13 protein-coding genes and 4 pseudogenes are annotated in these 13,605 nt (G+C 56.9%); 9 read left to right on the forward strand and 8 right to left on the reverse strand.

Going from position 1 to position 13,605, the window contains the following annotated elements; translation table 11 throughout:
* Both ROLI_RS00805 and ROLI_RS00810 read left to right on the forward strand, forming a co-directional pair.
* Positions 1-798: an alpha/beta hydrolase gene (locus ROLI_RS00805; protein ID WP_187428053.1), complete on the forward strand. Its 798-nt coding sequence runs from the start codon at positions 1-3 to the stop codon at positions 796-798.
* A 261-nt stretch (positions 799-1,059) separates the two neighbouring features.
* A pseudogene (locus ROLI_RS00810) lies at positions 1,060-1,475 on the forward strand (M24 family metallopeptidase); the annotation flags it as partial.
* A gap of 358 nt (positions 1,476-1,833) precedes the next feature.
* Here ROLI_RS00810 and ROLI_RS00815 read toward each other — a convergent pair.
* Positions 1,834-1,973: pseudogene (locus ROLI_RS00815) on the reverse strand (IS30 family transposase); the annotation flags it as partial.
* 11 nt (positions 1,974-1,984) lie between these two features.
* Here ROLI_RS00815 and ROLI_RS00820 point away from each other — a divergent pair.
* Both ROLI_RS00820 and ROLI_RS00825 read left to right on the forward strand, forming a co-directional pair.
* The gene (locus ROLI_RS00820) at positions 1,985-2,461 is read left to right on the forward strand and encodes a hypothetical protein (protein ID WP_316247386.1); all 477 of its coding nucleotides are present in this window, start codon (positions 1,985-1,987) and stop codon (positions 2,459-2,461) included.
* A 13-nt stretch (positions 2,462-2,474) separates the two neighbouring features.
* Positions 2,475-3,125: a DUF1523 family protein gene (locus ROLI_RS00825; RefSeq protein ID WP_187428054.1), complete on the forward strand. Its 651-nt coding sequence runs from the start codon at positions 2,475-2,477 to the stop codon at positions 3,123-3,125.
* Here ROLI_RS00825 and ROLI_RS00830 read toward each other — a convergent pair.
* Both ROLI_RS00830 and ROLI_RS23780 read right to left on the reverse strand, forming a co-directional pair.
* Positions 3,122-3,499 (reverse strand): histidine triad nucleotide-binding protein, encoded by a 378-nt coding sequence (locus ROLI_RS00830; RefSeq protein WP_187428339.1) that lies wholly within the window; start codon positions 3,497-3,499, stop codon positions 3,122-3,124. The two genes, ROLI_RS00825 and ROLI_RS00830, sit on opposite strands and share 4 nt — an antisense overlap.
* 72 nt (positions 3,500-3,571) lie before the next feature.
* A pseudogene (locus ROLI_RS23780) lies at positions 3,572-3,751 on the reverse strand (hypothetical protein); the annotation flags it as partial.
* A 132-nt stretch (positions 3,752-3,883) separates the two neighbouring features.
* Here ROLI_RS23780 and ROLI_RS00840 point away from each other — a divergent pair.
* A pseudogene (locus ROLI_RS00840) lies at positions 3,884-4,184 on the forward strand (hypothetical protein); the annotation flags it as partial.
* 9 nt (positions 4,185-4,193) lie between these two features.
* On the opposite strand, the gene ROLI_RS00845 reads toward ROLI_RS00840, so the two are convergent.
* Positions 4,194-5,045, reverse strand: a complete 852-nt coding sequence (locus ROLI_RS00845; protein ID WP_187428055.1) for a metal-dependent phosphohydrolase — start codon at positions 5,043-5,045, stop codon at positions 4,194-4,196.
* 146 nt (positions 5,046-5,191) lie between these two features.
* Between ROLI_RS00845 and smpB the strand changes: the two genes are divergently transcribed.
* From smpB to ROLI_RS00860, 3 genes are all read left to right on the forward strand, one after another.
* The gene (gene smpB / locus ROLI_RS00850) at positions 5,192-5,680 is read left to right on the forward strand and encodes an SsrA-binding protein SmpB (RefSeq protein ID WP_187428056.1); all 489 of its coding nucleotides are present in this window, start codon (positions 5,192-5,194) and stop codon (positions 5,678-5,680) included.
* A 157-nt stretch (positions 5,681-5,837) separates the two neighbouring features.
* Positions 5,838-6,692, forward strand: a complete 855-nt coding sequence (gene sseA / locus ROLI_RS00855; protein ID WP_187428057.1) for a 3-mercaptopyruvate sulfurtransferase — start codon at positions 5,838-5,840, stop codon at positions 6,690-6,692.
* Positions 6,692-7,876, forward strand: a complete 1,185-nt coding sequence (locus tag ROLI_RS00860; protein WP_187428058.1) for an amino acid aminotransferase — start codon at positions 6,692-6,694, stop codon at positions 7,874-7,876. Before sseA ends, ROLI_RS00860 begins: the two co-directional genes overlap by 1 nt.
* A gap of 92 nt (positions 7,877-7,968) precedes the next feature.
* Here ROLI_RS00860 and ROLI_RS00865 read toward each other — a convergent pair whose 3' ends face one another.
* Positions 7,969-9,291 carry an ammonium transporter gene (locus ROLI_RS00865; RefSeq protein WP_187428059.1) on the reverse strand — a complete coding sequence of 441 codons (1,323 nt, stop codon included), beginning with the start codon at positions 9,289-9,291 and terminating at the stop codon, positions 7,969-7,971.
* Positions 9,292-9,321: 30 nt separating this feature from the next.
* Entirely contained in the window at positions 9,322-9,660 is a 339-nt protein-coding gene (locus ROLI_RS00870) for a P-II family nitrogen regulator (protein WP_187428060.1), read from the reverse strand.
* Between the two features lie 255 nt (positions 9,661-9,915).
* On the opposite strand from ROLI_RS00870, the gene ROLI_RS00875 reads away from it, so the two are divergent.
* Positions 9,916-12,114, forward strand: a complete 2,199-nt coding sequence (locus tag ROLI_RS00875) for a transglycosylase domain-containing protein (RefSeq protein ID WP_187428061.1) — start codon at positions 9,916-9,918, stop codon at positions 12,112-12,114.
* Positions 12,115-12,135: 21 nt separating this feature from the next.
* Here the strand turns inward: ROLI_RS00875 and ROLI_RS00880 are convergent, their stop codons facing one another.
* A complete protein-coding gene (locus ROLI_RS00880) occupies positions 12,136-12,735 on the reverse strand; it encodes a phospholipid-binding protein MlaC (protein WP_187428340.1) in 600 nt (199 codons plus the stop codon).
* Positions 12,725-13,504 (reverse strand): VacJ family lipoprotein, encoded by a 780-nt coding sequence (locus ROLI_RS00885; RefSeq protein ID WP_316247387.1) that lies wholly within the window; start codon positions 13,502-13,504, stop codon positions 12,725-12,727. Before ROLI_RS00885 ends, ROLI_RS00880 begins: the two co-directional genes overlap by 11 nt.
* Between the last annotated feature and the right edge of the window lie 101 nt (positions 13,505-13,605).

Consider the following 13,605-nt stretch of genomic DNA (forward strand, 5'->3'; position numbering starts at 1 on the left):
ATGAAACCCCTGGATGATGCCTATGCCAATGCTGCCTATATCGCTGGGGCTGACGCCTATCCGCCTGCGTGGGAAAAAGCCGCGGCTGCCTTTCGTGAAGAGCTAGGCGCGCGCGCAGAGCTGGGATTGTCTTATGGGCGATCAGAGCGGCAGGTGTTTGATTTCTTCAACGCCGAGGGTGTTTCACGCGGCACGTTGATCTTCGTGCACGGCGGGTATTGGAAGGCGTTTGATCGCAGCCATTGGTCGCATCTGGCAGCTGGTGCGATGGCGTCGGGCTGGTCGGTTGCGATGCCGAGTTATGATCTGTGCCCCGACGTGCGCATTTCCGATATTACCAGACAGATTGCCACAGCCGTCAGCAAGATCGCCGATCGCACCTTCGAACCGATTGCGCTTGCGGGTCATTCTGCCGGGGGGCATCTGGTGTCGCGGATGATGGATCCGCTGGTGTTGCCCGAGCCCGTGCGTCGCCGAATTACGCGAATTGCGTCGATTTCGCCCGTTGCGGATCTTGAGCCGCTACTGGAAACCTCAATGAACGACATCCTGCGTCTGGATGCGCAGGAGGCGCGCGCGGAAAGTCTGATGAGCATGGCGCGTCCTCAGGGCGCGGAGGTGAAAATCTGGGTGGGCGCACAGGAACGTCCCGCCTTTCTGGAACAGGCAGAGGCGCAGGCGCGCGCATGGGGCGCGCGGCAGGTGGTCGTACCGGACAAGCATCATTTCGATGTGATCGACGCTTTGGCGGATCCGACAAGCGACATGGTGGCTTTCCTCATGGGCAATAAGGTTTGATTTCGCTTGCGAATTCGGCCGTTGGAGCAAACACTTTGTGGGCGATGGCGTCGCCGCTGAAAAGCCGCACCCCGTCCTGAACGCGGTGGCCTTTCTGGTACAGGAACAGGAGGGTCCAGCATGGCCGTCAAAACGCGACACTGCGCAAATGCTTGGATTGCAGAACGCCAGCCGAAGCGTTCCGAGATGAGCTGATGAAATTAGCGCGGCGATTAGATACCCTGCCTACGCAAACGGACGCGATCAGAATGGAGCTCACATTTGTTCGTGGAGGAGGCAGACCCTGCGAGCCTTGAAGCCTGGAAGGTAAACATTGCCGCGCATAAATTTGGGATGAGCCTTTTGCAACCGGACGCGTCTTGTGCCGCGATCACGCAGAAGATCAACGCCTTCCTCGCGGAGCGGGATATGCTATAACACCGGACGTTTGGATATGGTCACTCCTTTGGCGTTTTGAGCCATTATTACGGGCGTGAAGCGGGGTTGGAACTGCGCGAAGACATCGATACCGTTCTGGAACCTGGCATGGTGATCTTGATGGAGCAAATGCTGAACATCGCGGCGGATCAACCCGGGTCGGGGGGATACCGCGAACATGATATTCTGGTGATGACGGACGAAGGCAATAAGAACATCACGGGATATCCCTATAGCCTGAATTCAACGTTGTCCCCTGAAAAGTAGACCGCCCACCGGTTTGGTGCCGGGTTTCGTGGGCCCAAGGCCCTCGCGCGAAGTGGGCGCGGCCCTTTGTTGATACGGAAAAATGGGGAATTGCGCCGGTGGGGGGCGATGAACGAGCGGGGTTTGAGCCGCATTGTGGATATTGAGCGGGTCGGGGGGGGGCAACATTGCAACCGGGGCGAAAATGATGGACGTGGCGAAATGCCAGGTGTCAATATTATGTTTTAAACCAATCGGTTGTGTATTTATATCTACGTTTTTTCGAAGATTTCAGCGGGCGTCCGGTGTCGGATGTACTTGCGCGGCGTGGCATTAGGCGATGGCAAATCGACCTGAAATCACGATTTGTTGACGCCGGTATCCTCTTGGCCGGCGGCGTCTGCGGTGTTCTGGCCGGTGGCGACTGACTGCTCCGCGCGAGCGTCCTTGGAATAGGCGAAGCGATGGATCGTCTCGTGGCTGACCCGGACCGGAGGGGGCGCGCAGCGCATGCAGCAGCTGATTGGCAGCTTTGCCCGCGCCGGGTCAGGCTTTGCGCCCATCGGCCCCCTTTTGTTGGATTTTTCGCTTTGTCCTGCGGGTGCAAATCCCACTTTGTTGCAACATTGCGCTGTGCATTTGCGAAAGAGACAAGGTTTCTTGCGCCTGTATGCTGTGCTGCGCGCTGAAACATCTTATATGGAGGAAAGGAGATAAACATTCGGAGGCAGAAATGGTTGCACTGGCACGTTTGCTGGTCATAGGATTCGTCGTGCTGACGATAATCTATGTCTGCCTTTCCTTTTATTCGCGAGCGGTCAGGCGTAGCAAGCTGGAGGCGGAGTGGGATGAGACCCGCGGACCGGGAAACCGCGAGAGCTTTGTGAAAACCGGTTTGAGGGAGTATGATGGATCGCTGCGGCGCAAATTGATTCTCGGTGTTTATGTGGTTCCGACAATTGCGGTTGGCCTGTTGATTTATTTCACGAATTTCGCCTGAGAGAGGATTCGTCATGTTCTATGTAAAATGGTTTTTTATCGCCGCCTTCTGGATGTTGATGGCTGCGTTCCTCCATTATACCCTGCCACAGGTGGATATCGTGCGGGTGACAGATACCTATGAAAAGCGGATTGATCCGGGCGAAAACCGCTTGTTCTGGGCGCAGGCTGACACGGGTTCAAACGTCAATGCGGCCAGCCGGGATGTGTTTTTTATCCAGTCCCGGCGTGTGGATGACAAGGTGATGGTCTATCGCAACGAGGACACCGGATGGGGCTGGCCGCCCTATTTCAAATTCGACACCTCCAACCTTCAGGCTGAGGCCTCCGATTTGAAAGCAACCGCCGCAGCGCCGCAATATGCCGCGATTCGTCATTATGGATGGCGGATAGAGTTTTTCACGATCTTTCCAAATGCCATTTCTGTCTGGCCCGTCGATGGGCCAGATGCCGGCAAGCCGCTACCGTGGATGAACGTCCTCATTCTGGGAACTCTGGCGGTGATTTTCGGAGCGATCTGGATTCGCTGGCGGCGTTTTCGTGAAGCCCGGATCGATCCAAAGCTGGAAGAGATGCAAGATGGCTGGGAGGCCATGGAAGATAATATGGCGGACAGGCGGAGCCGCTTGCGCCGCTGGTGGGCGGCCAAACGACGCGGATATTAGGCCTGGGTGAGCATGAGCCCCAAGGGGCGTCCGCCGAGGATGTGAACATGCAGATGGGGGACTTCCTGTACGCCATCCTCTCCCGCGTTCGAGATCATCCTGAAGCCATTTCCAGCCGTTAAGGTAACACCCTCAAGGCGGCATACCTCGCCAATCGCTCGGGTGAAATCCACGATCTCGTCCTCTGACGCTTCGGCGGCAAAGTGGTCATAGCTGACGTAGGCACCCTTCGGTATCACCAGAACATGGGTCGGAGCCTGCGGATATAGATCGCGAAACGCGAGGCTGTGTTGCGTCTCCAAGACGGTGGTATTGGGAATTTCACCGCGTAGGATTTTGGCAAAGATATTTTTGTCGTCATAGGTGTAGCTCATGCGGTTTCCTCCGTCAGCGAACAGGTTCACGCTTTTGGCAATATCACGCGCCATGCCCCTTGGAACAGACAGAAATTTAACCGGCGTTTCTGCATGGGCGGTCATCGGCGCAGCCGCATCCAAATGGCGATCGTTTGGAAAAGCGGCATCTCGATTTCGGGTTCCTTCACACGCAATGTCGTTTCGGATCGGTGGCAGCGGGTCCCGAAACGCGGCCATTGTGATTTGTCTATCGGCGGGGCGACCAGGCATAGCAGGATGTTCATCGCCAAATGCACAATCGATTTCCAAAAACGTGCTGCAGACCTGTCGGAAATAAAATCTGCCAGCGCCTCAATGTCTGCGCTATCCATGTGGATGATCATACGGTCCGCCCGGGGGGATGTGAGCAACCCATACAGCCGTATTCTGAGTTCCTTTTTCGACAAGATTTGTGGGCCCCTGCGCAATGGCAGGCGAAATCGCGGTAATCTGATCCTTGTGCTGATGCAGAAATGCGGAATCGATGTGGCGCGCGCGGACGGCCAGTCTCAATAATATCCCGCGTTCCAATGAAAGTGAGGTGCACGCTCCCAAGCGCGCACATCCTGCCGCGGACTGCTTCGATGATCTGCCGATACTGCTGATGCATGAGCCGTTTGGTAAGGTCGATCTGGCCGAGGTCCATGCCAAACGGGGCGATTGATCTATTGCCTTAGCTGCCCGCGAAAGGTCCCAGCACGCTGGTGCGATGATCGACCTGAAAGATATGGTTATACAGTTGCGCGACCCATTGCTTGCCCTCCATGGTTTGCTCCAGATACCCCAGAGCGGGCCCGATCAGGGGCTGAACCTGAGACCAGAAGAAATCCGGAAATTTTTCCATCAGGTCCACAGCACTGACATATCCCAACTGGTCGGCCATTCCGGTCTCCTGGAATTCCAGAAACAGCGCGCCGATCTTGCGGTGATAGAAGGGATCCGCCATCTGGCCGATCAAATCCGCGGCGCGCACCAATGCGGGTTCGCTGGTGGTGGAGTGATAATAAGGGTCTTCGGGCACCGGAAAGCTCGTGTAATCAATGGCCGCGGCGATCCGCTCCTCGTCGATGAAGCTGGACTCCGAAAAACGTCGGCGCGCATACATCATGCCGCGTTCGACGTGATAGGGGGCCAGAAAAGCATCGGATGCGCCGCGCGGGGGCGTGATCGTGTTGCCTTGGGCATCAATAACCACCGTGGCACCCGCGTCACCTTCACAGATATCGCGTAAGTAGCCGACATCATGCACAAGGAGTGCGACGATGTAATGCAGCCAGTCGCGCGGTTGAATGGCTTGTGTCACCAGCCGACCCCGCATGATTTGCTGACCCACGAGTGTCACCATGATCGTATGTTCCGCATTATGATAAAGCGCGTCCGAATTCGCGAGGCGCTCCAGAACCATCTTGGCACACCCGTTGATATAGGCGGCATATTCCGGATCACGGCCCGAAAAATACTGAAGAAACGTTTCCGCGAGATGGTCCCCAAAAGAGGAAGCCAGCGCGGCCGTCGGATTGAACATGGCAACCCCCAGTCAAATACCTGCAAACGTCATACACCAATTTGTGCCAAAGACCTATGCGCAGTCCTACTGATGCGGGGCATTATGCCTGTTCCTTCCCGTAAGCGGCCTTGCACCCTGTCCTGTCTCCGCCTACATCTGCGCGCATGTCCCAAGTGAAATCCGCCTCCAAATCTGATCCCAATTACAAGGTCGTCGCTGAAAACCGGCGTGCACGCTTTGATTACGCGATCGAAGATGATGTTGAATGCGGGATCATCCTGGAGGGCTCCGAGGTGAAGTCATTGCGCGCCGGGGGTGCGAATATCGCCGAGAGCTATGCAACTGTGGAAGATGGTGAATTATGGTTGGTGAACAGTTATATCGCGCCATATAAACAAGCCAAGACCTTCCAGCATGAAGAGCGCCGCCGCCGTAAATTGTTGATTTCGCGAAAGCAGCTGTCCAATTTCTGGAATGCCACACAGCGTAAGGGCATGACGCTGGTGCCGCTGGTGCTATATTTCAACCATCGCGGAATGGCAAAAATCAAGATCGGCGTGGCGAAGGGCAAGAAAATACACGACAAGCGCGAAACGGCAGCGAAGCGTGACTGGTCGCGTCAAAAATCCCGCCTGTTGAAAGACAACGGATAACGGCCGAGGTGGCCTAAAGCCCACCCTACGCGCAGAAATCCGGCCCTGTGGTGCGCCGTAAGGTGGGCTTTAGGCCACCTTGGGATTGTCAGCAGGCTTGATACCGTCGCTTGCTGGCGTTACCGAGATGCATAGACGCACTGCAAGGGAGAGGCTCATGATCGATGATCCGAAAACACTGGTTTCGACCGCTTGGCTGGCCCAACATTTGAAAGACCCTGATCTACGGGTGCTTGATGCCTCCTGGTATTTGCCGGAAGCGGGACGAGACCCGAAGGAAGAATACGATGCCGGCCATATTCCGGGCGCGCGTTTCTTCGACATTGAAGATATCTGTGATAACCGGTCGGATTTGCCACATATGGCACCACCGGTCGAAAAATTCATGTCCCGCCTGCGCGCGTTGGGTGTGGGCGACGGCCATCAGGTGGTCATTTATGATGGTGCGGGTCTTCTTTCGGCAGCCCGCGTCTGGTGGTTGTTCCGTCTGATGGGGCAGGCAAACGTCGCGGTGCTGGATGGTGGTTTTCCCAAGTGGCAGTCCGAGGGTCATGCGGTGGAGGACATGCCCCCGATCATTCGTGACCGCCATATGACGGTCCGCATGCAAAACCAGTTGGTGCGCGACGTCACGCAAGTGTCCTCCGCCTCTAAGCTCGTTGACCATGTCATCGTGGACGCGCGCGCCGCGACCCGGTTTCGGGGCGATGCTCCGGAACCGCGTGAAGGTCTGCGAGCGGGCCATATTCCGGGATCACGCAATGTGCCCTACACCAGCCTTTTGAATGAGGATAAGACGATGAAAGATCCCGATGCCTGTCGTGCTGTCTTTGAGGCCGCCGGTGTCGATCTTTCGAAACCCATCATTACTTCATGTGGTTCCGGTGTTACGGCGGCCATTCTGGCGCTGGCACTGGAGCGCCTGGGTCATAATCAATGGTCCCTCTATGATGGATCCTGGGCCGAGTGGGGCATGTTCCCGACTGTCCCCGTCGCAACCGGAGACGCGTGATGTTCGAAACACTGCAAAGCCGCCCCGCTGACGGCATTCTTGCCTTGATGCAGATGTACAAGGATGATCCACGCCAGACAAAAATTGATCTGGGTGTTGGTGTCTACAAGGACGCGACGGGTCTGACGCCGATCATGCGCGCCGTAAAAGCGGCGGAAAAACAACTTTGGGAGCAGCAGGACAGCAAGGTCTACACCGGGCTTGCCGGTGATCCCGCCTTTGCAGATGCGATGATTGATCTGGTGCTGGCGGATGCCGTTGCGCGCGACACGGTCGCGGCGGTCGCGACACCGGGCGGTACGGGGGCTGTGCGGCAGGCGTTTGAACTCATTCAAATGGCACGGCCTGAGGCACGGGTGTTCGTGTCCGACCCCACCTGGCCAAACCACATTTCGATCCTGAACTATCTGGGCGTTGAAATTGTCCGCTACCGCTATTTCGATAAAGACAGTTGCGGCGTCGATTTCGACGGGATGATCGAGGACATCAAAACGGCGCGGGCGGGCGATGTCGTCCTGCTGCATGGCTGTTGTCACAATCCGACCGGGGCAAACCTGAACCTGACGGAATGGCGGGCGGTCGTGGAGGTCTTGAATGACACTGGCGCGGTGCCGATGGTCGATATCGCCTATCAGGGGTTTGGTGATGGGCTGGAGGAGGATGCCGCGGCGACGCGGTTGGTGGCATCTTCGGTTCCGGAATGTTTGATCGCGGCAAGCTGCTCCAAGAACTTCGGCATCTACCGCGAACGTACGGGCTTGCTGATGGCCATCAGCCAAAATGTCCAAGCGCGCAAGCTGCATCAGGACACACTGGCGTTTCTGAACCGGCAGAACTTCTCCTTTCCACCGGATCATGGGGCGCGGCTGGTGACGATGATCCTGAATGACGCGGCGCTGCGGGCGGATTGGCAGGCAGAACTCGAAGAGGTACGCAACAATATGCTGGGCCTGCGCAGCCAATTGGCCGCCGAATTGCAGCGCTTGTCGGGGTCGGATCGCTTTGGCTTCATTGCCCAACACCGGGGCATGTTTTCGCGTTTGGGGGCGACACCCGAGAAAGTCGAAGAAATGCGTCAGAAAAACGGAATTTACATGGTTTCGGACAGCCGGATGAACATTGCGGGTCTGAACGAACATACTGTGCCGATATTGGCAAAGGCGATTGTTGATGCGGGTGTCTAGACCTGTCGGTTTCTAATGATCCGGGCGTCACCGTCCGAAACAAAAAACCCGGGCGTCAGGGCCCGGGTTTTCTTTGTTTTATCCAGAAGTGGTTACCCTTTGGAGAATTCCGGGTAAGCTTCCATGCCAAGCTCCGTGGTGTCGAGACCATTGATCTCGGCCTCTTCGCTGACGCGGATCCCCATCGTGGCTTTGAGGATATACCACAGGATCAATGACGCCACGAAGGTGAAGATACCATAAGCCGCGATCCCAGTAAGCTGCGTGATAAAGCTGGCGTCACCGTAGAAGATAACGGCAATCGTGCCCCAGATACCGGCAAGCAGGTGGACGGGAATGGCACCGACAACGTCATCGATCTTGAACTTATCGAGCATCGGTACGGCCAGAACCACGATGATACCACCCACGGCACCGATCCAAAGCGCACCAAAGAGCGTCGGGGCGAGAGGCTCAGCCGTGATGGAGACCAGGCCGGCCAAGGCACCATTGAGCACCATGGTCAGGTCGACCTTTTTGTAGGTGAGCTGTGTCATGATCAGCGCAGCGGAGGCCCCGGCAGCGGCAGCCATGTTGGTGTTGGCGAAGATGCGCGAGACGTCAGAGATGTCACCAACGGTGCCAGCCGCAAGCTGCGAGCCGCCGTTGAAACCGAACCAGCCGAGCCAGAGGATGAACGTCCCCAAGGTTGCCAGCGCAAGATTTGAGCCCGGAAAAGGGTTCACACGGCCATCTTTGCCGTATTTGCCGATGCGTGGACCAAGCACGATCGCGCCCGCAAGTGCCGCCCAACCCCCGACGGAGTGTACGACCGTGGAGCCAGCGAAGTCAGAGAAACCAGCCTCAGACAACCAGCCACCGCCCCACTGCCAGGAACCGGAAATCGGGTAGAAGACACCCGTCAGCACGACGACAAAGATGAGAAACGGCCAGAGCTTGATACGTTCAGCCAAGGCACCCGACACAATCGAAGCGGTCGCGGCAACAAACACCAGCTGGAAGAAGAAATCCGACCCCACAGAGGCATAATCAAGCGCTGCATCAGCAGCCGAAACGCCAACCGGATCCAGGATCGTTTGCGAGAAGAAGGGGCCGACCCAGCCGGAGATCGTCCACCCATCGCCCGGATACATCAGATTGAACCCGATCAGCCAATACATGATGGCAGCAAAAGAAAAGAGCGCGATGTTCTTGGTCAGTTGCATTGCAACGTTCTTGGACCGCACAAGGCCCGCTTCGAGCATCGCAAAACCGGCGGCCATGAAAAACACCAGAAAGCCCGCGACCAGAAACAGCAGCGTTGTCATGATGTAGGGGCCGATTTCGTCGAAGGTCGGGGCGGCGTCCTGTGCCAGCGCCAGCGACGGCAGCGCGATGAGCGCAGCGGCGGCAGCGAGTGTCTTAAAATGTGTCATAGTGATTATCCCTTTTGGTGAAGTGCCGCTTCACAGCGCGTCTTCATTGGTTTCGCCGGTGCGGACACGAACGGCCTGATCCACGCTCAGGACGAATATCTTCCCGTCGCCAATTTTGCCCGTATGCGCCGTCTTCGTAATTGTCTCGACGACCATATCCACCGTGCTTTCCGCCACGACGATTTCGATTTTAACCTTTGGTACAAAATTCACGGCATATTCTGCGCCGCGGTATATTTCGGTGTGGCCCGATTGAGAGCCAAAGCCTTTGATTTCGGTCACCATCATGCCGCGTACCCCTGCTTCGGTAAGTGCTTCGCGCACCTCCTCGAGCTTGAACGGCTTGATTGTTGCAATGATGAGTTTCACCTCGTGTCCCCTTACCTTGGCAGATTCCTCTGCAATGATGCGCCTGCAGAAAACGCCATCAGCTTGCAGGCATGAAGGATTTCCAGCCTTTTTGGGGGGCTATTCCATAGGGGTGTGTCTAAAATTTAATCAAAAAGCGCAAAGCGGCTAAATTTTAATCGCATAATTGATCCGCTTTCAGGTTAAGACAGCCTCAACAATCATCGCCAAGCAGGCTACACTGTAAAAAAATAACACGGGCCGGGCAGGTTCACTATGAGCGACAAACGCAAAGGCAAGCGGCCCCTGGTCGCGGATAAACGCTATGCTGCGCAGCCTAAGAAGCCGCGTAAAGCGACGGTAAAGCCGAAATCCAAACCGCGCAGGACCGCGCGCCGGAAGACCCCCGCGAAACGGCGTGGCGGGCTGATCGGGCTGTTTCAAAGGCTCCTGCGGTGGGTTCTGCGCTTGATTTGGCGCATTACCTGGCGGATTGGGGCCGTAGTCTGCCTGCTGCTCTCTTTGGCTGTTGGCTATTATTATACCACGCTGCCAGAGGTGACCGAATTGCTCGACGGTCGTGCGCGCGGCTCTGTCACGCTTCTGGATGATAGGGGTCAGGTTTTTGCCTGGCGCGGCGACCAGTTCGGCGGCGTTGTTACAGCAGATACTGTCTCGCCGCACCTGCGCAACGCAATTGTGGCCACGGAAGACAAACGTTTCTACCGGCATTTCGGTATCAGCCCGCGTGGTATTGCAAGCGCCGTGCGCATCAACCTCAGCGAGGGGCGCGGGCCGTTGTCGGGCCACGGCGGCTCCACGATCACGCAGCAAGTGGCAAAGCTGCTCTGCCTGGGTGTGCCCTATGATCCCGCCGTTCAGAGTGAGGCGGAATATGAGGCGGAATGTCGGCGCGGCACAATCAAGCGTAAGGCCTCGGAGGCGATTTATGCGCTGGCTATGGAAGCGAAATACTCCAAGAATGACATCCTGACGATCTATATGAACCGCGCCTTTCTGGGGGCAGGTGCGCGCGGGTTCGAGGCGGCAAGCCAGAGGTATTTCGGTAAATCCGCGGCCAATGTCACCCCGGCTGAATCTGCGATGCTCGCCGGTCTGTTGGTCGCGCCCACGCGGTTCGCACCGACAAATGATCTCACGCGCTCGCAAAGACGCGCGGCGACAATTGTGCGGTTGATGAACGAACAGGGCTATTTGTCAGAGGCTGAGGCGCGCAGTGCACGAAATAATCCGGCAGAACTTTCCGCAGCCGCCGAAGCGCGCGCGGGGGGGTATTTCGCCGATTGGGTCATGTCATCGGGGCCGGAGTTTTTTACCCGCAAGACCACCGAGGATGTGATCATCAGAACAACGCTGGATCAGCGCATGCAGCGTGCCGCGGACGACGCCATGAAATGGGTGTTCGAAAACAAGATCCGGGCAGGCAGCAAGGCCCAGGCGGCGATCGTCGTGATGTCCGCGGATGGGGCTGTGCGCGCCATGGTCGGTGGGCGCAAAACCAGGGTTTCAGGCGCCTTTAACCGCGCGGTACAGGCTAAACGCCAAACCGGTTCGGCGTTCAAACCTTTTGTGTACGCCGCAGCATTGGACCTTGGCTACTCGCCCAACGACACGGTTATGGACGAACCGCTGACCATCAATATTCCCGGTTCCGGTCCCTGGACGCCGCGAAATTATACAAACAGATTTTACGGCTCGGTTTCCTTGACCCGGGCGTTAAAAGACAGCCTCAACATACCCGCGGTCAAGGTCTCCGAATTCGTCGGGCGCGATTTGGTGCGCCAGGTTGCCAGCGATTTTGGGTTGCAAAGCGATCTGGCCGCAGGTCCCGCGCTGGCGCTGGGTGCATCAGAGAGCACGCTGATTGAAATGACCGGTGCCTATGCAGGTATTCTGAACGGCGGCTCATCTGTTACGCCTTACGGTCTCGTGGAATTGCGCCTGTTGGGCGATGATGCGCCTGTGATGGGAACGGGTGGTGGGATCGGCGAGCGCGTCATTCAGGAAAGTGCCGCGCAGCAGTTGGTCTATATGATGGAAAAAGTGGTGTCCGACGGGACCGGGCAGCGCGCGCAGTTCGGCGGGCGCGCGCTCGCGGGTAAAACCGGCACGACACAAGCCGCGCGCGATGCCTGGTTTGTTGGATTTTCGGCTGATTATGTCGCCGGTGTCTGGATGGGATATGACGACAATACCCCTCTTACCGGTGTGACCGGGGCCGGGTTGCCGGCAGAAATTTGGCGTGAAACCATGGTGCGCGTACATGAAGGGGTCCCCATCAAGCCGCTGCCGATGATGACGCCCTCGCAAGCGGGAGAAGCGCGCGAACCGTCACCGGGCCAGCAAGGAAGCAGTACCGGCCCGGTCGGAATTCTCGAAGGGTTGCTACGTGACATCTTGGGCGGTGGCAGCGGGCGTCAGCCTGAACCGAATGTCAGCGGGTCGGACCGTTGATTGTGGCGCGCGTGCGACGCCCTAGCTGGTTTTTTTCAGATCGGCGATCAGCGTATTGAGATCGCCACCGCGGCTGTCCAGCATCGACCCGATTTCATTCCGTTCGGTCAAAAGAAGGTTCACACCTTCAATGAAGATGTTAAAAAACTTCTCCTGACCCGATTTGTCAGAAATGTGAAATGACACATCAAAAGGACCATCCCCGCGCAAATAGGCCAGCGTTTTGATTTCATAGCCTGCTTTGATCTGCCGGGCTGACTGAACCTCGATCCGGCCCCCCACGAAATCACGGAACTGCTTGCCATATTTGCGCGCGATATAGCCGGTGAACGCATCGTTGAACGCCCGTTTCTGGGACGCGGATGCCGAACGGCCATCCGCCCCCAACGCATATTGCGCCATGATATTGACATCAGCGTAGCGCACAAAGAGCTTTTCGAATTCACGCAAGATCTTTGCATCTGATTGGCCCGATTCGATGACGCGTTCAACGTCAGCGACCACCTGGTCGACCAGTTTACGGGCACCGGCTTCGGTCAATGCGCGCGCCGGTTGCGCGGCGAAAATGGCAAATGCGGCGGCAGTGAGTGAAAAACGCCTGCGGGTCAGATTATTCGGCATAGGGATCCTCATAGGGGTCTGCTGCGAAAGGGTCGATGTCCTCGCCAGCGTCCTGACCCAATTCAAAACGACGGTTCTGGAGGTAAATCAGGCGAGATTGGGAGTAGCTATCTGCGCTACCATAGAGCACGGAATCAAAGCTGTCGCTGAAACGTTCGCGATCGTTCAGCGCCGCGAAGCCCTTGGAAGTCGGCGGTATGATCCGCGCATCCCCATCGATTGTGTTGTAGGTCAATGGATTCGTAAAGAAATCAACGACAAGACCGGCGGTCGCACGCTGTGTGGACGGGCCCAGGAACGGCAATTCGATATAGGCCCCTTCACCGACGCCCCAAACGGCCAGTGTTTCGCCGAAATTCGTGTCGTGGGCGGGAATATTCAACTCATCCGCGGCATCAAAGAAACCACCAAGCCCGATGGTGGTGTTCAGCACAAAGCGTAACGTCGCAAGGCCAGTCCCGCGCAAATCCCCCTGTAGCAGGCTGTTGACCGCCACGCCGGGCATGTCCAGGTTTTCAGAAAAATTGTTGATCGTATTGCGCATTTCTACAGGCACAACGCCGTATCCTTGCGAGACGGGCCGGAACACATTCTTGTCGAACCCTTTGTTGAACGCATGGACCTTGCGGTTCTGCGGTTCATAGGGGTCGTTGATCCCGTCCGAGCGCGAAGCGACGTCCTGGGAGGTGGCACATGCGCTCAACGAAAGCGCCGCGGCCAGAAACACGGCGGAACGTGTTTTCGCCTTGGATTTTTGGAAAAGAGACACTGGCAGAATCCTGTCAAAAGTTAACTGGTACGTAATCGTTTCCATGAAAATGCCCAGAGGGCAAATGATAGGAATAAGTAAAATGTGGCCGTTTCGTGACA

Source organism: Roseobacter fucihabitans (assembly GCF_014337925.2).
GTDB lineage: Bacteria > Pseudomonadota > Alphaproteobacteria > Rhodobacterales > Rhodobacteraceae > Roseobacter > Roseobacter fucihabitans.

Bases quoted from the DNA above. Each gene is read 5' to 3' on its own strand.
- ROLI_RS00805 (WP_187428053.1), top strand. From the start codon at position 1: ATGAAACCCCTGGATGATGCCTATGCCAATGCTGCCTATATCGCTGGG.
- ROLI_RS00825 (WP_187428054.1), top strand. From the start codon at position 2,475: ATGTTCTATGTAAAATGGTTTTTTATCGCCGCCTTCTGGATGTTGATG.
- ROLI_RS00830 (WP_187428339.1), bottom strand. From the start codon at position 3,499: ATGAGCTACACCTATGACGACAAAAATATCTTTGCCAAAATCCTACGC.
- ROLI_RS00845 (WP_187428055.1), bottom strand. From the start codon at position 5,045: ATGTTCAATCCGACGGCCGCGCTGGCTTCCTCTTTTGGGGACCATCTC.
- smpB (WP_187428056.1), top strand. From the start codon at position 5,192: ATGTCCCAAGTGAAATCCGCCTCCAAATCTGATCCCAATTACAAGGTC.
- sseA (WP_187428057.1), top strand. From the start codon at position 5,838: ATGATCGATGATCCGAAAACACTGGTTTCGACCGCTTGGCTGGCCCAA.
- ROLI_RS00860 (WP_187428058.1), top strand. From the start codon at position 6,692: ATGTTCGAAACACTGCAAAGCCGCCCCGCTGACGGCATTCTTGCCTTG.
- ROLI_RS00865 (WP_187428059.1), bottom strand. From the start codon at position 9,291: ATGACACATTTTAAGACACTCGCTGCCGCCGCTGCGCTCATCGCGCTG.
- ROLI_RS00875 (WP_187428061.1), top strand. From the start codon at position 9,916: ATGAGCGACAAACGCAAAGGCAAGCGGCCCCTGGTCGCGGATAAACGC.
- ROLI_RS00880 (WP_187428340.1), bottom strand. From the start codon at position 12,735: ATGCCGAATAATCTGACCCGCAGGCGTTTTTCACTCACTGCCGCCGCA.